This is a genomic window from Spiractinospora alimapuensis (genome assembly GCF_018437505.1).
Lineage (GTDB): Bacteria > Actinomycetota > Actinomycetes > Streptosporangiales > Streptosporangiaceae > Spiractinospora > Spiractinospora alimapuensis.
Window position 1 is genome coordinate 1,522,609 of the sequence record NZ_CP072467.1, and the last position, 18,838, is coordinate 1,541,446.

14 protein-coding genes are annotated in these 18,838 nt (G+C 68.8%); 5 read left to right on the top strand and 9 right to left on the bottom strand.

Annotated elements, in window-relative coordinates:
• Positions 1–8: 8 nt before the first annotated feature.
• A complete protein-coding gene (locus tag J4H86_RS07050; protein WP_236542704.1) occupies positions 9–890 on the bottom strand; it encodes a GDSL-type esterase/lipase family protein in 882 nt (293 codons plus the stop codon).
• Positions 891–1,107: 217 nt separating this feature from the next.
• On the opposite strand from J4H86_RS07050, the gene J4H86_RS07055 reads away from it, so the two are divergent.
• Both J4H86_RS07055 and J4H86_RS07060 read left to right on the top strand, forming a co-directional pair.
• The gene (locus tag J4H86_RS07055) at positions 1,108–2,517 is read left to right on the top strand and encodes a polysaccharide pyruvyl transferase family protein (RefSeq protein ID WP_236542705.1); all 1,410 of its coding nucleotides are present in this window, start codon (positions 1,108–1,110) and stop codon (positions 2,515–2,517) included.
• A gap of 317 nt (positions 2,518–2,834) precedes the next feature.
• Positions 2,835–6,341, top strand: coding sequence for a bifunctional glycosyltransferase/CDP-glycerol:glycerophosphate glycerophosphotransferase (locus J4H86_RS07060; RefSeq protein WP_236542706.1), 3,507 nt, complete (start codon positions 2,835–2,837; stop codon positions 6,339–6,341).
• A gap of 40 nt (positions 6,342–6,381) precedes the next feature.
• Here the strand turns inward: J4H86_RS07060 and J4H86_RS07065 are convergent, their stop codons facing one another.
• Positions 6,382–7,281 carry a LysR family transcriptional regulator gene (locus J4H86_RS07065; protein WP_236542707.1) on the bottom strand — a complete coding sequence of 300 codons (900 nt, stop codon included), beginning with the start codon at positions 7,279–7,281 and terminating at the stop codon, positions 6,382–6,384.
• Between the two features lie 254 nt (positions 7,282–7,535).
• Between J4H86_RS07065 and J4H86_RS07070 the strand changes: the two genes are divergently transcribed.
• Entirely contained in the window at positions 7,536–8,774 is a 1,239-nt protein-coding gene (locus tag J4H86_RS07070) for a histidine kinase (protein ID WP_236542708.1), read from the top strand.
• On the opposite strand, the gene J4H86_RS07075 is transcribed toward J4H86_RS07070, so the two are convergent.
• From J4H86_RS07075 to J4H86_RS07085, 3 genes are all read right to left on the bottom strand, one after another.
• Entirely contained in the window at positions 8,762–10,243 is a 1,482-nt protein-coding gene (locus J4H86_RS07075; RefSeq protein WP_236542709.1) for a serine hydrolase domain-containing protein, read from the bottom strand. The genes J4H86_RS07070 and J4H86_RS07075 overlap by 13 nt on opposite strands.
• A gap of 112 nt (positions 10,244–10,355) precedes the next feature.
• Positions 10,356–11,018: a response regulator gene (locus tag J4H86_RS07080; protein ID WP_236543932.1), complete on the bottom strand. Its 663-nt coding sequence runs from the start codon at positions 11,016–11,018 to the stop codon at positions 10,356–10,358.
• Between the two features lie 228 nt (positions 11,019–11,246).
• Positions 11,247–12,251 carry an Lrp/AsnC family transcriptional regulator gene (locus J4H86_RS07085; RefSeq protein WP_236542710.1) on the bottom strand — a complete coding sequence of 335 codons (1,005 nt, stop codon included), beginning with the start codon at positions 12,249–12,251 and terminating at the stop codon, positions 11,247–11,249.
• A gap of 98 nt (positions 12,252–12,349) precedes the next feature.
• Between J4H86_RS07085 and J4H86_RS07090 the strand changes: the two genes are divergently transcribed.
• Positions 12,350–13,573, top strand: coding sequence for a metal-dependent hydrolase family protein (locus J4H86_RS07090; protein ID WP_236542711.1), 1,224 nt, complete (start codon positions 12,350–12,352; stop codon positions 13,571–13,573).
• A 31-nt stretch (positions 13,574–13,604) separates the two neighbouring features.
• A complete protein-coding gene (locus J4H86_RS07095; RefSeq protein ID WP_236542712.1) occupies positions 13,605–15,026 on the top strand; it encodes a sodium:solute symporter family protein in 1,422 nt (473 codons plus the stop codon).
• Positions 15,027–15,097: 71 nt separating this feature from the next.
• Here the strand turns inward: J4H86_RS07095 and J4H86_RS07100 are convergent, their stop codons facing one another.
• The 4 genes from J4H86_RS07100 to J4H86_RS07115 are packed head-to-tail and all read right to left on the bottom strand — an operon-like array spanning position 15,098 to position 18,813.
• Entirely contained in the window at positions 15,098–16,390 is a 1,293-nt protein-coding gene (locus tag J4H86_RS07100; RefSeq protein ID WP_236542713.1) for a TRAP transporter large permease, read from the bottom strand.
• 1 nt (position 16,391) lies between these two features.
• Positions 16,392–17,213, bottom strand: a complete 822-nt coding sequence (locus J4H86_RS07105) for a creatininase family protein (protein ID WP_236542714.1) — start codon at positions 17,211–17,213, stop codon at positions 16,392–16,394.
• Positions 17,210–17,758 (bottom strand): TRAP transporter small permease, encoded by a 549-nt coding sequence (locus J4H86_RS07110; RefSeq protein ID WP_236542715.1) that lies wholly within the window; start codon positions 17,756–17,758, stop codon positions 17,210–17,212. Before J4H86_RS07110 ends, J4H86_RS07105 begins: the two co-directional genes overlap by 4 nt.
• Positions 17,758–18,813, bottom strand: a complete 1,056-nt coding sequence (locus J4H86_RS07115; RefSeq protein ID WP_236542716.1) for a TRAP transporter substrate-binding protein — start codon at positions 18,811–18,813, stop codon at positions 17,758–17,760. Before J4H86_RS07115 ends, J4H86_RS07110 begins: the two co-directional genes overlap by 1 nt.
• Between the last annotated feature and the right edge of the window lie 25 nt (positions 18,814–18,838).

Here is an 18,838-nt window from a genome sequence, read left to right on the forward strand (position 1 = left end):
CGACGCGCTCAGAGAGCTGAGCAGCCCGGGCCCGGCGAGGACGGCGTGTCCTCGTCTCTCCCCTCCCCGACGTCCGCTCCGTCGTCCTCCCGCTCCTCGAGGTCGCCGTCCTGCGGATAGGGACCGGCGTAGGGCTCGCCCAGATCGAACTCCGCTGCGAGCACGTCGGCGAACGCCGCGGCGATGCGCATCTCGCCCTCGTCGTTCGGATGGGTTCCGTCATAGGTGTCGTTCTCGGCGGTGAACCCGTGCTCGCCGGCGATGTCGACCACGGCGATCGGCGACTCGGGCGTGCTCTCCTCACGCGCGACCTCGTTGATCACCTCGTTGTACTCCGCCAGCGTCCGTTCACGTTCACCGTCGATGCCCATGTACTCCATGGGCGGCACCTCCCCGATGGCGAAGTGCAGGTCGGGCACTTCGGCGCGGGCGTCGGCGATATAGGTGCGAAGGCTCTGTTCGTAGTCCTCCGGTGACGCACGGAACGCGAGATCGTTGGTGCCCAGCAGAACGAGCAACAGGTCCGGCTGGTACTCGGCCACGTCGGCACCGATGGTCCGCGCGGCCTGTTCCAGGGACCGTCCCCACGCGGAGTTGTGGTCCTGGTCGAAGTCCGGGTCACGGTATGAGGAGTCCTCGGACCCGAAAGGCCACCCGCCGAGAACATCGTCGTCGGGCCCCACGAAGTCCAGATCGTCCACGCTCGGTTCCAGGTGGTTCCACATGTGGAACCTCCACGTCCAGTCGTCGCTGGCCCCCTGGGTGAGCGAGTCGCCCGAGAACATGACGCGGGAGAGGTCGTCGTCCGCGGCCGAGGCCTCCGGACGCTCCAGCGTGGTCGCGAGAAGCCCCACGACACCCAGGACGACCGGCAGGGAGCGGCGTCCCATGTACGTCCTCCGTCCGTCACGCCAGTCCCGACGGGGCGTGACTCGAGTCCAGTCCCACGACAATTCGACCATCGACCCATCTGTTCGGGCAATCGCGGCACCCCGAGCGAGGATCTCGCGGCGCGGGCACCGACCCCCCGCGCCGAAGATCGCAACGAGCAACCAAAAGTGACAACATAACTACTTGACGCGATCGACCGAGGTGAGGACTGTCGACATGACGCGTGTACTGCTGCGCTCCAGCAAGAGCCCGTTCGAGCCCATCAGCGCGGAGATGGCGATGCGGCGCAGCGTCGGAGGCGCGAACCTGGGCAACCTGGTCTTCAGTGACTCGGTCCACAAGACGCTGTACACGCCAGGGCAGGAAATCACCGTCGGTGGGTTCCGCCCGGATCCGCTCGCCGCGGAACACATCAACGAGACCTACGACGTGCTGGTCCTCCCCTTCGCCAACGCCTTCCGGCCGGGGATGCGCCACGTGCTGGCGGCCTGGACCGAACTCATCCGCCAACTTCGCATCCCCGTGGTCGTGTTGGGCATCGGCGCACAGACCAGCCTGGACTACGACCTGGAACGACTACGCCCGCTGGACGACACCGTGCGGGCGTTCGTCGGCACCGTCCTGGACCACGGGCCCAGCATCGGCGTTCGGGGCCCGCTGACCGAGCGGTACCTCAACCGGCTCGGCTTCTCCGACGTCGACGTCATCGGCTGCCCCTCGCTGTTCCGCTACGGCGGCCGGCTGAACGTGGAGAAGTCCCCGGCGGAGCTCTCCCGGGACGCCGCGATCGCCGTGTCCATGACCTCCAGTTGTGCACAACCCATCGCGGCACTGGTCAACACGAACCTGAACCGCTACCCGCGCCTCCACTACGTCGCCCAGGACATCAAGGACCTGGAACTCCTCTACTGGGGCGACACCTCGGAGGCGGCCGGAACGGGCGCCGACTACCCACGGCATCGCTCCCATCCCCTCCTGCGCGAGAACCGGACGCGCCTCTACCTCGAGCCCGAGACGTGGATCAGGCACATGGCGACGTTCGACTTCGCCCTCGGGACACGCATCCACGGCACCATCACCGCGCTCCTCGGCGGCACACCGGGCATGGTCCTGTGCCACGACTCCCGGACGCGCGAACTCAGCGAGTACTTCGAGATCCCGCACTACTTCCTCAACGACCTTCCCTCCGACGCGGACCCGGCCAAGCTCTACGCCGAATCCGACTACACCCCACTGGTGTCCGGGCACGGCGACCGGTTCCAGCGCTTCGTGGGGTACCTGGATCGCCACGGCGTCGACCACGTGTACGCCCCGGGCGGCGACGCCGGCGCGGCGTTCGAGGCGCGGCTGGCCTCCGTGACGCTTGCGCCGCCGGTGGAGCCGTGGCTCGGTGACGACGGTGACCTGGCCTACCGGTTCGCGTGGCTGAAGGAGAACGCGACGCGGGTCGGCCGTCGACAGGACAAGGCCGACAAGCGGATCAGCGAGCTCCACGAGGAGATCGCCGCACTGCGGACCCAGCTCGAGCACCTCGCGGCCAGCCCGGAACCCCACACGTACGAGGACCGGCGCGGGGTCACCGAACGACTCACCGACGCGGTCAACGCCTTCCGCGGGCGCGGGTAGCCGAACACTCCGCCCCGCTCGCCCCGGCGCTGCGCCCTCGCCCCCGCCGGGGGTCGATCGACGCTGACCGCGTCCCGCCACACCGCGTCACCCGTCCGCGTCAAGCTCGCGGCGACCAACGGTGGCCGACCGAACGGCGAACGTCAAAGCGTCCTCAAGAATGCGCATGCACTGCCCCGTCCTCCTGTGTGCCGTCTGGCCGTGGACGGGTCTTCCTCGTGACACTCGTGCCCGACAGCCATATGCACCATTTGCACTGGTCATAGCCAATCGGCGGGAAATGCCTGTCTCCCGCCGCCGGCAGGAGGGACACACGTATGGTCGCCCTCAGCGTCGTTGTGCCGATATACAACGTCGAGCGATACCTGGAAGAGTGCCTGAGATCGCTCCAGCTGCAGTCGTGGCGGGACCTCGAGGTCATCATGGTCGACGACGGGTCAACCGACGGAAGCGCCACCATCGCCAAGCGGATGGCGAGCCAGGACAGTCGGTTCCATCTCGTCGAACAGGAGAACGGCGGCCTGGGTGCGGCGCGGAACACCGGCATCGACCACGCCGAGGGCGAGTTCCTCTCCTTCGTCGACTCCGATGACGTGATCCCTCCGCAGGCGTTCGGATGCCACCTGCACGGGCTTCGGGAGTCGGGGTCGGACTTCTCCACCGGGAACGTTCGTCGCCTGACGGAGCTGGGCACCCATCCCTCCCCCATGCACCGGCGCGTCTTTCGCGGTGACGCCCGTCGAGCGCACATCTCCACGCGGGAGTCGCTGCTCACCGACCGGTTGGTGACCAACAAGGTGTGGCGCCGTGACTTCTGGGACGGCGAGGGGCTGCGCTTCCCTGAGGGGGTCCTGTACGAGGACATCGCCGTCGCCATCCCGGCGCACTTCGCGGCGTCCGCGGTCGACGTCCACTCCGCCCCGGTGTACCTGTGGCGGGAACGGCCCAGCGACGACGCCACCTCGATCACCCAGGACCGCCTCCAACCGGGGGCGATGGAGGACCGGTTCCGGGCCGTGTGGGCCACCAGCCACTTCCTGTCGATCCGGGCACGTCCGGAGGACAAACGCGCGTGGGACACCACCGCGCTGCGCAGTGACCTGAAGCTGTTCATGCGGCTGCTGGACGAGGGCGACGACGACTACCGCGAACGTTTCCTCGACCTCGGCAACTCGTTCCTCGACACGGTGAGCAAGGACGCCCTCACCAAGCTGCCGGCGATGGAACGCCTCATGTGGCACCTGGTGCGCCGCCGCATGACGCCCGAGCTGGTGGAGATGGTCGCCTACTCCAAGAGCGCGGAGCAACGCCGCGCTCCCGCCGTCCGGCACGGGGCACGCTTCTACGCGTCCTATCCCTACAAGGACGACCGGACGAACCGGATCCCGCGCCACGTGTTCCGGCTCGACGACGAGCTGACACTCCGGCAGAAAACCGAGGAAGTGACCTGGGTCGACGACAAGCTCGTGATCTCCGGACGCGTGTGCCTGAAGTACCTACGGCCCACCCGACGGTGGCAACAGTTCGTGCGGGCCCACGCCGTCCACCCCGAGTCGGGACGCCGCGTGCGACTGGCCGTGTCCCAGCATCGTGCCAACGAGTTCAGCCTCCCGGCGGACGTCGAGACGGCACGGGAGGACTGGGGAGGCTACGAGGTCACCCTCGACCCCCAGCGGCTACGCACCGGCGGCTGGTGGAAACCCGGTGAATGGTTCGTCGAGCTGACCGTACTGAACCGGGGCCTGCGACGCACCGGACGTCTCACCAGCCCGGCCTCGGGTCAGCCGCAGCGCCCCTCCCCCATCGACGTCGCGCCAGGTGTGTCCGTTCGGCCGACGTGGCGGGGCTCCGACGGCCTGTGCCTCATCGTCGACAGCCAGCGCGCGGAGATCACCGAACACGCGCACGACGGCGACGACCTGGTGATCGCCGGTCAGGTGCACGCGACATGGACGCCCGCCACCGTGCGCCTTACCCGAATGCCGGGGGACGTCCGGTTGGAGTTCACGCCCGAGACGAAGGGGTCCCTGTTCCGGGCACGGGTCCCGATCGCCACCCTGGCGGAGGGCTTCGCGGACCGGCGTTCCGTTCCGGGGGGGCCGCTCGTCGCGGAACGCTGGCGGGCGGAGCTCGTGGACGACCAGGGCGAGACCAAGCCGCTCAGCCTGGCCCCGCTCCGTCGCGAGGGCCGCTACGAACTGGCCGGGTACCAGGTCACTGTGGAGCGCGACCACGCCGGATGGGCCGTCATGCGCGTCGGTGTTCCACGGCCCTACCTCACCGCGGTGAGCTGGAGCGGGGACGAACTCCGCCTCTCGGGTGAGCTCGCCGACGCCGACACCATGGCGCTGTCACTCGTGGTGCGGGCGCACGGACGGGCCGAGGAGCACCTCATACCGCTCGTCACCTCCGGAAACCTGTTCGAGGCCCGGCTGCGTCCGCTCGCCCTCCCCGACTACGGGTCGGGCATCCCGATGAAGCCGGGACGCTACAGCCTGTCCCTGCGGCGACACCTCGCGGGCAACGACCACGACGACCTGCACACACAGTTCGACCACAGTGTCATTCAAACGTTGCCGGCGCGCACCGAGGTGGAGGGACAGACACTCAGCGTGGACGCGATCCGGTTCGACGTACCGGTGCTGCGCGTCGGCTCCGTCCTGCCCGCCGCCGACCAGGGACGGTACGCACAGCAACTACTGCGCGAACGTACCTACCCCGCGCTGCGGCGCGGGGTCATCGAGGACTTCGCCTACTTCGAGAGCTACTCCGGGCGGCAGTACTCCGACAGCCCGCGGGACATCTACGAGGAACTGTCCCGACGTGGATCCACCACACCGACCGGCTGGCTGGTACGCGAAGGGCAGGCACGCGTGCCCGAGGACACCGACGCCGTCGTCCACGGGAGCCGTTCCTACTTCCACGCCCTCGCGCGGTCGTCCCACGTGGTGACCAACGCCCACCTGCCGATCTGGTACGAACGCCACCCGGACCAGACCGTGGTGCAGACCTGGCACGGATCGATGCTCAAGCGCATCGGGGTGGACATCGAGACGGTGCGATTCACCGACCAGAACTTCCACGACCGGGTTCGTCGCGACGCCCAGCAGTGGACGTACCTCGTCTCGCCCAGTCCCTGGGCGACGCCGATCCTCCGCGAGGCCTTCGAGTTCGACGGCGAGGTCCTGGAGACCGGCTACCCGCGCAACGACATCTTCTTCCGGCCGGAACGCGCGGAGACCGCCGCACGGGTCCGGGCCCGGCTGGGGGTACCGCCCGACAAGCAGGTGATCCTCTACGCCCCGACCTGGCGCGACGACAAGTTCTACACGCCGGGCAAGTACAAGCTGGACCTGCACCTGGACTTCGAGCGGATGCGCGACGCCCTCGGAGCGAACCACGTGCTGCTCGTTCGCCGGCACCCCAACATCGTCGACCGGGTGCCGACCGTTGACGGCGGGTTCGTCCACGACGTGTCCACCTACCCCGAGATCCAGGAACTCTTCCTGATCACCGACGTCCTGGTGACGGACTACTCGTCCCTCATGTTCGACTTCGCGAACACGCGGCGGCCGATGCTGTTCTTCACCTACGACCTCGAGGAGTACCGGGACAAGCTGCGTGGGTTCTACTTCGACTTCGACGCGATGGCACCGGGACCGCTGCTCCCGACGTCGCAGTCGGTGATCGAGGCGGTCCAGGACATCGACTCGGTGTACGCCGCGCACAAGGCCCGCTACGGCGCGTTCGTCGAGCAGTTCTGCCCGTTGGACGACGGTGGGGCGGCCGCGCGGGTCGTGGACCGGGTCTTCGGCGAGAGCTAGCCGCACGAGGAGGAAGACCGTGGCCCGCCTGACGCGTGCGTCAGGCGGGCCACTCGTCGATGGAGCGCAGACGGGTGAGGAAGGCGGACTCGGCGGGTGAGAGCAACCGGTCCCGGCGGTGGCAGGCGACGATGTCACGCCCCCGTACCGGCGGGTCGACCCCGATGACGGTGATGCGTCCGGCCGAGAGGTCGTCGCCCACGGCGTGCTCCGACATGAGGGTGATCCCCAGGCCCGACGTCACCGACCGTTTGATGGTCTCCGCGCCCCAGATGTCGGCGGTCGTGGCGTTGTCCAGACGCCACTGACGCAGCGCCGCGCACTGGTCGGCTCGGGTGGACGAGCCGGGTTCCCGCAGCAGGAAGCGCTCTTGGGCGAGTCGCCGTGGGTCGACTCCCGTGGCGCCGCCCAAGGGATGGCTCGGTGACGCGCACAGCACCAGGGTGTCGGTGAGGATCCGCTCCGCCACCAACTGCGGCGCCGTGGGGTTTCCGGCGAGCACCGCGAGCCCGATGTCCCCCGTCAGCAGGGCCTCCTCAACCTGTTCGCTGTTGCCCACCACGAGGTCGCTCTCGACCCCGGGATGTTCCGCGCAGAACGAGGAGATCAACGCGGGTAACAGGTACGTCCCCACGGTCGTCGTCCCACCCAACCGCAGTCGCCCCGCCCGCACCCCTTGCACCTGTTCCACGGCCGCGCCCGCCTCCTCCACCAACAACAGGATTCGGCGCGCGTACTGGGCCAGCACCTCCCCCGCCGCCGTCGGACGGACCCGACTCCCCGCGCGGTCCACCAACGTCGCCCGGACCGACGTCTCCAACTGTTTCACCTGGTTGGACACTGACGGCTGGCTCATGTGCAACTTCCGCGCCGCCGCCGAGAAACTCCCCGCGTCCACCACCCGAAGGAATATCCCCAACCGGTGCAAGTTCAGGTCCATACGCCCCCATCCCCCTCCGCCCCAGTGTCTCGCCCCAGGCCACGCGCGGGTGTGCCGGGGCACGGTGGTGGGTGGCCGCCCCGCCCCGCATGGCCTCACCTGACCGGCACGCGCTCCGTGCCGCCCCCGTGCCGGTAACGTCCGACCGACGGCCCGCGGCGGAACCAGCCGCGGGCGGGGCGCGGAGTCGGGAGTGAGGACACGTGTGGGCTCGTCGATGGTCCCCCACGACCGGACAGTTCAAGGCCCGGTGGGTGGATTCTCTCGTCGCCGTGGGACTGGTCGCCATGGTCCTGTTGGGCCAGTACGGATCAACACCGTGGTGGGTCCTGGGCATCGCACTGGTCCTGCTGGTCGGATCGATCGGCCTCGCCCGGCGGTGGCCGTGGGCCTCCTTGACGGCGTCGGTCGTCCTCACGATCTGGAGTCCGAACCTCGCCGTCGCGGCCGGGCTCGTCGCGTTCCGGATCGGACGGTGGGGACTGCGCCCTCCCCCCTTCGCCGTGGGCATGGGAGGTGTTCTGGCGGTCGGTGCGCTCACCCTGCCGTGGTTGACCGCGCGGGTCTCCCTGGAGCAGCTCGGAACCGTCCCGATGGTCGTCGTGGCGGCGTGGGCCACGGGGACCTACCTGTACCGGCGCGACGAGCTGGAACGACGGGCGCGTGCTGGCATCGCCGCGCGGGTCCGCTCTCGGGAACGCGCCCGCATCGCACAGGACATGCACGACTCGTTGGGACACGAGATCGGCCTGATCGCCGTACGGGCGGGCGTGTTGGAGCTCTCCCCGCACGGCGGCCCCCAGGAGGTACGGGACTCCGCCCGGTCCCTGCGGCTGGGGGCCGCGCGAGCCGCCGAGCGACTCCGTCAGGTGGTTGGTGTCCTGCACGCCAACGACACCGAGGGGGATGGCGCGACGGCCTCCACGCGACCACACCCGACCGAGGAACCGGAGAACGTCGATGGCCTGGTGGGACGGGCCCGGGAAGCCGGAATGACGGTACACCTCGAGGTACGGGGTGGCCCTCGGGAGGTTCCCGAGACGGTCAGACGCAGCGTGGACCGCGTGGTCCGGGAGGCACTCACCAACGCGGCCAAACACGCTCCGGGCGCACCGGTCGAGGTACGCGTGACACACGCGGACGAGGAGACCGTGATCGCCGTCGCCAACCCGGTGGCCGGCGACGGTGACGTCCGTGGCCCGGAGGCCGGCCACGGCACCGGCCTGGTCGGTCTGCGCGAACGGGTTCGGCTCACCCACGGCACGTTCTCCGCCGCGGTCACCGACGAGGGGTTCACGGTGCACGTCCGGCTCCCCCACGCGGTTCCAACCCACACACTCCCGGAGACTCCGTCAGACACGGCGGTCCCCCTCCATCCTGACCTCGTCGGTCGGGAACGAGGCCGTGTCCGTGGCGAGCTCGTGCGTCTCACCGTGGCGACCGCCGCCGTGTGTGTCGCTCTCACCTCGGTCGCCGCGCTCTACGGATGGTGAACGGGCGACGCAAGCCGGACACGGCGTAGGTGCACCGTCCGAACAACGAGAGTGGCCAGGTTGGCGACCGCGGCGGCGATGATCCAGATCGTGACCGCGGGCCACATGAACGCGAATCCGGCGACGACGCTCGGCTCGGCGCGGGCGAGGATCCCCAGCACCAGGTATCCGCAGATGGCGAGGAACGGGAGGGACCGAGCACCGTAACCGAGGAGCGGTCTCCACGTCGGTCGCGCACCATGACGACGTGCCCACTCCTCGGCACGTACGAGCCGGCGAACCCCCAGTGCCAGCGTGAGCAGAGTCAACGCGGCCACGGTGTAGTCCACGTAGTGGTGGTAGGGCGTGGGCGGGTCGGGCGTGCCACCGTCCACGATGTCGAGGATTCCCACCGCGATCGGCTGTGGCGTCTCGTACATGGTGAGGCTGTTGTTGAGGACGGCGACCCCCACCCCGTCCGCTGTCACCGTCTGGTAGGTGGTGTAGCCAAGCAGCGTCCCCGCGTGCGCGACCCGGTCCTCGCCGGGGACGTCACGCCATCCGAGGCCGTACTCCGCGTCCGGATCCGAGGGAGTGACGAGTTCCTGGACGGTCTCCGCGGACACGAACGGCTCGCCGTCGACGGTGCGGCCCTCGTTGGTGAAGGGGGCGAGCCACCGCGCCATGTCCTCCGCGCTGGCCACGACCCCGCCGGCGCCGGTCGCGAAGTCCGCGGGCTCGTCACGGGGAACCGAGAACCCGTAGGTCGAGACGTGGCCGTCGACGACTCCCTCGAGCTGTTCCACCCCGGTCGCACCGTCCCGCGCCGACGCGCTGTCCCGCATGCCCAGCGGATCGAGCACCTCGCCTTGGAGGACATCGGCGTACTCCTCGCCAGTGGTGGCCTCCACGACCCGCGCCGCCAGCCAGTAGTTCCCGTTGAAGTACTCGTGCTGGGCGCCCGGGTCGGTGGCCAGCTCCTTGGCGCCCAGGATCGACGCCATCTCCTCCAGTGACGCAACAGACCGCCGCTCCGGGCTGAGCACCCCATCGGAGGCCATGCCGGACGTCTGGTCCAGCAGGTGGCGCACGGTGATCTCCTCGGCGCGGGGGTCGACCGGGTCGAACTCGGGCACGTAGTCGACGACCGCGGTGTCCAGGTCGACCAGGCCGTCCTCCACCAGTCGGAGCACGGTCATCGCGGTGGTCGACTTCGACACCGACGCCAACATCATCGGGCTGCGCGAGGTCACGGCCTCGCCCGTGGAGTCGTGTCCGTATCCTTCGGTGAACAGGACGTCGCCGTCCCGAACCACCGCGACCGACACCCCCGCCAATCCCAGGCGGTCCGCCGACTCCCCCACATAGGCGTCGATCTCGGCGGCGAGGGAGGAACCGTCAGGGGCCGCGGAGGCGGGCGCCGGCGACGCGCACGCGGCGAGGAGTGCGACCAGAGCGGCCCCGCACGCGCGGGGCACAGTTGTGAACATGCGGCGAACCTACGGGCCGTCCCGGCGACACCACATCGGGTGATCGCCACCACCCCACCTGACTTTTGGGGGACCTCGGACGATCGAGACGGCCTGGGAGGCCGGAGGTGGGTCAGCCGTCGTCCGAGCCGACGATCCCGGCCTCGTAGGCGAGCACCGCCGCCTGTACTCGGTTCGTCGTCCCCAACCGGAGGCGGATCGAGTCCAGATGCGTCTTGACGGTGCTGTCCGCCAGCGCGAGGTGACGCGCGATCTCCCGGTTGGTCATCCCCGCCGCCACCAGGGAGAGAACCTCCCGCTCCCGCGCGCTCAGCGACGCCACGCGGTCCCGCGCCTCGGCGGCTCGGCCGGCGTGCGACCCGCCGAGCTGGTCGATCACCCACCGCGCCACCGGCGGTGAGAGGAAGACCGCCCCCTCCGCGGCCGCCCGCAGCCCGGCGAGCAACTCGAACGGGTCCCCCGTCTTCAGCACGAAGCCACTGACACCATGGTCGAGTGCCGACGCGATGTAGGACTCCTCGCCGAACAGCGTGAGCATGACGACCGCGGTGTCGGGGAAGTCCCGGCGCAGCTCCGCGGCGGCGGTCAGCCCGTCAGTCCCTGGCATACGGATGTCCAGCAGCACCACGTCGGGACTGTGCTCCGCCACCAACCCCACCGCCACCCGCCCGTCAGCGGCCTCCCCCACCACCGCCACGTCCCCATCCGCCGTGACCAACGCGCGCACCCCCGCCCGCATCATCGCCTCGTCGTCGGCCAACACCACCCGGATCATCCGCCCACCACTCACGACGCCTCCCGCATCCCAGGCCCGGCCCGCCACATCTGGACACTGTCCGTCGTTGGAGCGTGCTCCACCCGTCACCCCACAGTGTCCCTGACGAGGAGTCGTCGTGCGCGAACGATCGCGGGCTACCGACAGGGTTGCCCGCTGGCCCCCAGGGCCGGGCCTCGTCTCCTCGTTCGAGGTCACCGTTCGCACGCGGAGTCCGACCACTCCTCCCTAGCTCGTCCGACCTCTCGCCCAGTACCTCGTGACAACGCGAAGGATCACCGACAGGTCGGACGCCGAGACGCCAGGGAGAGCGCCGAGGTCATGGGTGAGGAACTGGGCGAGGGCGGTTTCGTGGGTGAAGAGACCGTGAAAGAGCACTGAGGCGCGCCCGCCCACGGTCGCGACATAGCGTGCGCTGGGGTGACGGGCGAGCGTGGTGGCGAGTTCCTCGGCTTGGCCAGGGACGGCGGTGAGCGAGACGACCACTTCCAGTGGGTAGCCGAGCAGGGTGGGCTCGATATCGACTCGGGGGACCACTACTCGTCGGGTGAGCAACGCTCGTATGAGGCGATACGCGGTCGATGGACTTGTCCCCACCTCGCGGGCGACATCGGCGGCCGAGGCACGTCCGTCGCGGCCGAGGACGCGGGCGACGCCCAACTCGTCCGTGGTGAGTCCCGACGCGCCGTCGGGTTTTCCTCCCGCGGGAGGAACCTCGGCGCGCAGCGCCTCTAACTGGCTGGGACTGAGGCGCTCCAGTCGCCACTGGGCGCCGGTCCGGTGCGCCGCCAGTCCGATCTCGGCCCGGGTCGCGACGATGCCGCCGACGGACGGCAGACGAACACGGAGCAGGTCGCTGAGTTGGTCCCGGCGTTCGGGGTGCAGGATGCAGAAGACGTCCGCTTCTCCGGTCGTGACCGCGACGAAGCGCGCCTCGGGCAGTTCGGCGATGTCCTCGGCGACGCGGTCCGCCGTTCCCGGGACCGTGGTGATCCACACGTGCTGTGGATGTGTCTCGGACAGCGCCGACCATGACACCTGTCCGAGAACCTTGAGCCCGCATTCCTCCGTGAGTCGCTGGTAACGGCGACTCACCGTACTCACCGACACCCCCAGGGCGTCGGCGATCACGCGCAGGCTCGCCCGAGGAGCGACCTGCAGCGCCGCGACCAGGTCGAGGTCACCCCCACCACGGAGAGCCACTCCCGGTGTTCCACTTGATCTGCCACTCATAACCGAAACAATCTATTCACTGGCCTGTATTGACTGAATCACTTCATCTGTACACACTATTTTGAACGAGAATTCGCACGATCGATGAGGTGTGGCCGATGGCCGGATCACTCTTGCTCGTCAATGCCCTCGTCCTCGACGTCGACTCCGGTGCGTACCAGGAGTCCGACCTGCTCATAGTGGACGGTCGCGTCGCCGAACGCGGCCGGATACGTTCAACGTCAGAAGACACCCGAACCGTCGACCTTCGGGGCGCCCCCGTCCTCCCCGGACTGATCGACTGCCATGTGCACGTCAACGCGGTCAACGCTCATCTCGGCGTGATCGGAACCTGGTCCCCGTCGTATGTCACAGCCGGCGCGATCCAGCGCATGGGCGCGATGCTCGACCGGGGGTTCACCTCGGTCCGTGACACTGGGGGCGCGGATCATGGCCTCGCCCGCGCCCAAGAGGAGGGTCTGGTCCGCGGACCCCGGCTCTTCCACGGGGGGCGGGCCCTCAGCCAGACGGGTGGCCACGGCGACAAACTACCCCGGGGGGTCCGCCGATTCGAGGAGGACGCCTGCTGCGCCGGGACGTCGCGAGTGGTGGACGGGGTCGACGGAGTCCGCCGCGCGGCCAGGGAGGAACTGCGCCTGGGGGCGCACCACATCAAAGTCCACGTTTCCGGGGGCGTGTCCTCGCCGAACGATCGCGTCTCCTCGACGCAGTACTCCATGGATGAGATCAGGGCCGTCGTGGCCGAGGCGGATGCGGCCGAACGCTACGTGACGGTCCACGCCTACCCCGCCCGTGCCGTGAACCGCGCACTGCGCGCCGGGGTCCGGTGCGTCGAACACGGCAACCAGATCGACTCCGAAAGTGTCGACCTGTTCCTCGACCACGGCGCCTTCCTGGTCCCGACCCTGGTCACCTACCGATACCTCAAAGAGGAAGGGCCACGGTACGGGCTTCCGGCGGACAACTGGGAGAAGGTCGGGGACCTGTTCGACCAGGGTCTGGCGGCCTTGGAACGGGCGGACCGCGCCGGGGTGCGCCTCGCCTACGGAACCGACCTTCTGTCCGGCATGAACGAGCACCAGACCGAGGAGTTTCGGATCCGCGGCGAAGTGCAACGCCCTCTGGGCGTCATCCGGTCGGCGACCACCGTGGCGGCCGACCTGTTGGGAATGTCCGGGCTGCTGGGAACACTCGCACCCGGCGCCCACGCCGACCTGGTGGTCCTCGACTCCGACCCACTCGACGACCTGAACGTCCTCGCCGACCACCATCGGCACCTTCGCATGGTCGTTCAGGAGGGCGAGGTCGTCGTGGAGCGGTAGCCGCTGTCCCCCTCCCCTCGAAGGAGTCGTTATGGACCGCCCCTTCATCCTGACCGCGGTGATCACATACCTGGCGGTCATGGTTCTTATCGGTTTCTGGTACGGGCGTCGGATCAAGAACAAGGACGATTTCCTGGTGGCGGGCCGCAGCCTGCCGCAGTGGATCCTCACGGGTACGCTCCTGGCGACCTGGACCGGCGCGGGAACCATCATCGGTCGGGCGAACTTCACCTACACCTATGGCCCTCTCGCCAGTGTCTTCTACAGCCTTGGCCCGCCCTTGGGCATTCTGATCATGTATCTGTTCCTGGCCCGACGGATCCGCGCCCTGGGCAAGTACACCGTCCCGGAGATCATCGAGCTGCGCTACGGCCGCACCGTGCGCATCGTCGCCGCGTGCGCGATCGTGCTCGCCTACATGTCGATCATCTCCGAGCAGATCACGGCGCTCGGCTACATTCTCAATCTCGCGGTGGGCGTACCCCCAGCCGTTGGCGAGGTGGTGGGGCTGTGTCTGATCCTGTTCACGGCGTTCGTCGGTGGAATCCTCGCGATGGCCTACATGGACGCCGTGAGCGCCATCGTCATCACGGGGGCCTTCTTCGGGGGCATCGTCTTCGTCCTCGTCGCCGTGAGCGGCTTCTCCGGGGCTCCCACTGACCTTCCCGCCGACCACCTCACCTGGACGGGCGGTCTGACCCCTTTCCAGCTTCTCGGGTTCGTCCTGCCAGGGCTGTTCCTTTTCCTCGGCGACCAGAACATGTACCAACGGTTCGGGGCCGCCCGCTCGCCCGACGTCGCCCGCCGTTCGGCGCTGGGGTTTCTGGCCGGGGACATCCTCTTCTACGGTGCGGTCATCGTCCTGGCCACGGGAGCGGTGCTGTTGTTGCCCGGGATCGCCCCTGACACCGCGATCCTGCGGCTGGCGACGGACGCGATGCCCCTGGCCCTGGGAGCCGCGGTGATGATGGCGGCCACGGCGTTCATCATCACCACGGGCAACTCCTTCGTTCTCTCGACCTCGACCAACCTCGTGCAGGACATCTACGCGAGCCTCTCCCGACGCGAACTGACGTCGAAACAGACTTTGTGGGCGACTCGGCTGACCCTGATCGCCGTGGGCTTGGCGGCGTATGGCACGTCGAAGCTGTTCCCCGACGTCCTGGCCATCCAAGTGTTCGCCTACACCATGTACGGGGCCGTCATCACGCCCTGCCTCCTCGCCGTCTTCCTCACGCGCCGGGTCACCCCCGCGGGCGCGATCGCCTCGATGACGACCGGCGCCCTGGCCACCATCGGGTGGGAGTTCGCGCTGGACAAACCGTTCGAGTGGAACAGCATCCTGGTGTCCCTCCCCCTGTCCGTCACCGCATTGGTCGTGGTGAGTCTGTGCACCTCGCCACGGCCGGACGTGCGCGATGAGCCCGCGAGTGCGACCGATCGGACCTCGTAGGCCACCTCCCCTCCCCCAACGACCACAGGTCGGCGGCCATGGCCGCCGACCTGTGGGTATCGCTGTTGTCTTTATCCGCCGGGGAACAGGAGGTCGGGGAGGAAGGTGACGACGGGTTCGATGAGGGCGCTGGTGAGGAGGGCGATGAGGAGGGCGGTGAGGAAGGGGAGGACCTCGCGGACGAGGGCTCCGAAGGGGACTTGGCCGATTTTGCTGAGGACGAAGAGGAGGGCGCCCATTGGTGGGGTGAGCAGGCCGATCATGAGGTTGACGACGGTGAGGACCCCGAAGTGGATGGGGTCGACGCCGATGTCGATGGCCACGGGCATGAGGATCGGCAGGAAGATCAGGATGGCGGGGACCGCGTCGAGGACCATGCCGATGATCAGGAAGAAGAGCATGGCGAGCAGCAGGAACGCGGTCGGGCCGAGCTCCCACTCGCCGATCACGTCGGCGACCTGGTCACCGACGCGTTGGACGGCGATGATGAAGGTGAATCCGCCGACCGCAGCGAACAGCATCATGATCGTCGAGGAGAACACGCTCGTGTCGCGGAACAACGCGGGCAGGACGCGTGGGGTGATGGTCCGGTAGGCGAACCCCAGGAGCAGGACGTAGAAGGCGGCGATGATCGCGACTTCGGTGATGGTCACGAAGCCGCCGATGATGCCCACGAGGATGAACACGGGGGCGCCCAGGGCCGGGGCCGCGCGGAGCAGGAGCGTGCCGAACGGTGCCGGCTTCTCGGCGGTCTCGGCGGTGGCGTCGGGGAGTTTGCCGCGCCGGGCCTGCCAGAAGACCGTTCCGAACAGGGCGAGACAGAGCAGGATTCCCGGCCCGATGCCTCCGATGAACAGTTGCCCGAGGGACAGGGCGGTGACCAGCGACACGAACACCATGGGGACGCTGGGTGGCATCACCGGGCCGAGGACCGCCGCGCTGGCGTTGACGGCGGAGGAGAACTCGCGACGGTAGCCGCCCTTGCTCATCGCCGGCAGCATCGCCGAGGAGACCATGGACGCGGAGGCGGGCGCGGAACCGCTGACGCTGGACGCGAAGGCGTTCACGCCGACGACCGCGTAGGCGAGCCCGCCCCGATAGCGTCCGAAGAAGTACATCATCAGATCGACGATGCGCTGTGTCAGTCCGGCCCGGGCCATCAGCTCGCCCATGAGGATGAAGAAGGGGATGGCGAGGAGCTGCGGGTTCGCCACTCCCGAGGCCATCTGGGTGGGCAGCACGGTTCCGCTGCCGATGCCGGCCACCGCGAGTGTCACGAGCGCGGAGCCGAGCATGGCGACGAAGATGGGGGCGCCGAGCAGCATCAGGGCGAAGAGGACGCCGAAGAGGATCAGGAGTTCCACGTCACTCCTCCGCTCGGGGCAGGTATGTCGGGTCGTCGGCCGGTGCGGTGCGGGGCTCCCGCGCGGCGAGGTCGCGGACGAAGGCCGCGGTCCGGTCGACCACCGTCCGCGCGATCTCCGCCCCGATCTCCGGGGTGGCGGCGCGCGCGTCGCCGAACACGCCGTTGCGGGTACGCGAGGCGAAGCCGCGCGCGGTCGTCAACGCGTGGGGCCGGTAGTTGTCCTCGTAGGCCCCGTAGTCCTCGATGTGGTCACCGGGTTCCAGGGTCTCCGCCACCAGGGACTCGTCCAGCGCCATCGCCAGGCTCGTCTCGATCTCGCACCCGTGTCCCCACCGCTCGGAGATCCGGTGGTGGGCGATCACGTCGGCGGCCTGCGTCATCCAGAAGGAGGACGCCGCCTCGACACCGAGGTCGTAGGTCAGCTCGCCGACCAGGACACCGAGGACGTTCTCGTTGCCCCGGTGTCCGTTGACGAACACGACCCGATCGACGCCGTGCCGGCGCAGGCTGGTGATGACGTCCTTGTACACGGCCATGAAGGTGGACGCCGAGACGTGAAGGGTTCCGGGGAAGTCCAGGTGGTGCCCGGAGAGCCCGAACGGGAGCGGAGGTACCACGACCGCGATCGGGGCCACCGCCTCCGCGATGCGCGACGCGAGTCGTTCGGCGATCCGCCAGTCGACCCCCGTCGCGAGGTTGGGACCGTGCTGCTCGGTCGCGCCGACGGGGAGGAGGGCCACCGTGGCGTCACGCAACGCCTGGCCGGCCCTTTCTGTGGTCATGTCGTCGAGTCGCCAGGAGTGCTGGTGCGACACCGTCATGGGGTCTCCTCTCGTCTGGACGCGGCGTCGGTTCGGGTACCCGATGTCGCGGCCGGCTGGTCCGGCGCTGTCGGTGGGGCGGGTATCCGGCTGAGGCCGAGCAGCAGCAGGAGCGCACCGAGGGCGGGGATGGCGAGGAAGGTCCACCCGGTCGGCACCCCGAGCTGGACGTAGGGGACGTCCATGCGGGTGGTGGCGACCTGGAGGCCCGCGACCAGGAGCACGAACCCGAGGACGAGCTCGATCCCGCGCACACCGAACGCGACGACGCGCTGTGCCAACGCGGGGAACCACTCGACGAGGAAGCCGGCCACGATGTGGTCGTTCCTGCCGTACGCCGCCGCCGCGCCCAGCATGATCATCCACGCGAACAGCAGCTCACTCAGGTCACTGACCCAGACCATGCCGCTGTTGAACTGGCGTCCGGTGATGTTGGCGAGGTTCAGCACGAAGATCGTGACGAACGCGGCGGCGGACACCCACCCCGCGGCGGCGATGACCCGACCGCGCCAGCGGACCACACCGGAGTGGAGGACCCCCCACATCAGGCGTTCTCCTCGGCGAGCTCCCGCGTCTCCTCCAGGAGCCCCTCCGGCCACATGTCGCCGTCGAACTGGTCGAACACGCCGTCGAGTTCGTCGCGGAAGGCCTCGACGTCCACCTCCACGACCTCCAGGTCGCTGTCGAGCGTCGCCATGGCCTCGTCCATCTGCGTCCCGACCTCGTCAGTGGTGACCTCACCGGCCGTCTCGGCCTGCTCGGTGATGACGTCCTGGTGCTCCGAGCACAATGTGCTCCACACCTGGTCACTGAAGTACCAGGCCTGCACGTCACGGATGTAGTCCGTCGGCATGAAGTGCGACTGGACCTCCATCAGGCTCTGGTTCACCATGCTGATCGCGCCGTTCTCCTGGGCGTCGACCACCCCCTGGTTCAGCGAGAGATAGAGGTCGGAGAGCGGCACGACCTGTGGTTGCGCGCCGAGTACGCGCGCGAACTCCTGCGGCATCGGAGCGTCGGCGATCCGCAGTTGGAGGCCGTCCATCTCCTCCGGGGTGGGAACCGCCCGGTTGGCGCTGAGGGCACGGGGTTCGGCGTCGCCGGCCGTGGCCACCACGCGCACCCCGGTCTCGTCCGCGGCCTCGTCGATCAGTTCCCGGTAGCGGTCGCTCTCCAGCACACCGCGCATCTGCTCGTAGCTGTCCCACAGGAAGGGCACGCTCAACACCGTGAACGCCTGGGCGCCGTCCAGCGTGGGGTAGAGGCTGATGCCGTTGTAGAAGATGTCGACTTCCTGGCCGGAGGCCATGGAGGCGAAGAGGTCGTCGGCGTCGCCGAGTTCACTGTTCGGGAACACCTGCACCGTGAGCTGGCCGTCGGTCGCCTCACTCACTCCGTCGGCGAACGCCTGGGCGCCCTGGGTGGTCGGGTCGTCGTTGGCGCGAATGGTGGCCAGGCGCAGCGTGCTCTCCTGACACTCCGAACCGTCAGCGTCCGAGGCGCTGTTCCCCGTGAGGAATCCGCAGCCGCTGAGGGTCAGGGCCGCGACGGCGACCAGGGCGATGTTCGATCGTGCGGGGAATGCGTTCTTCGTGTTCATGACTGTTCCTCCGACTGCCTCGGCG

What these genes read in the sequence shown, in the direction of transcription:
- J4H86_RS07050 (WP_236542704.1), bottom strand. Translation starts at nt 890, where the DNA reads ATGGGACGCCGCTCCCTGCCGGTCGTCCTGGGTGTCGTGGGGCTTCTC.
- J4H86_RS07055 (WP_236542705.1), top strand. Translation starts at nt 1,108, where the DNA reads ATGACGCGTGTACTGCTGCGCTCCAGCAAGAGCCCGTTCGAGCCCATC.
- J4H86_RS07060 (WP_236542706.1), top strand. Translation starts at nt 2,835, where the DNA reads ATGGTCGCCCTCAGCGTCGTTGTGCCGATATACAACGTCGAGCGATAC.
- J4H86_RS07065 (WP_236542707.1), bottom strand. Translation starts at nt 7,281, where the DNA reads ATGGACCTGAACTTGCACCGGTTGGGGATATTCCTTCGGGTGGTGGAC.
- J4H86_RS07075 (WP_236542709.1), bottom strand. Translation starts at nt 10,243, where the DNA reads ATGTTCACAACTGTGCCCCGCGCGTGCGGGGCCGCTCTGGTCGCACTC.
- J4H86_RS07080 (WP_236543932.1), bottom strand. Translation starts at nt 11,018, where the DNA reads ATGATCCGGGTGGTGTTGGCCGACGACGAGGCGATGATGCGGGCGGGG.
- J4H86_RS07085 (WP_236542710.1), bottom strand. Translation starts at nt 12,251, where the DNA reads ATGAGTGGCAGATCAAGTGGAACACCGGGAGTGGCTCTCCGTGGTGGG.
- J4H86_RS07090 (WP_236542711.1), top strand. Translation starts at nt 12,350, where the DNA reads ATGGCCGGATCACTCTTGCTCGTCAATGCCCTCGTCCTCGACGTCGAC.
- J4H86_RS07095 (WP_236542712.1), top strand. Translation starts at nt 13,605, where the DNA reads ATGGACCGCCCCTTCATCCTGACCGCGGTGATCACATACCTGGCGGTC.
- J4H86_RS07105 (WP_236542714.1), bottom strand. Translation starts at nt 17,213, where the DNA reads ATGACGGTGTCGCACCAGCACTCCTGGCGACTCGACGACATGACCACA.
- J4H86_RS07110 (WP_236542715.1), bottom strand. Translation starts at nt 17,758, where the DNA reads ATGTGGGGGGTCCTCCACTCCGGTGTGGTCCGCTGGCGCGGTCGGGTC.
- J4H86_RS07115 (WP_236542716.1), bottom strand. Translation starts at nt 18,813, where the DNA reads ATGAACACGAAGAACGCATTCCCCGCACGATCGAACATCGCCCTGGTC.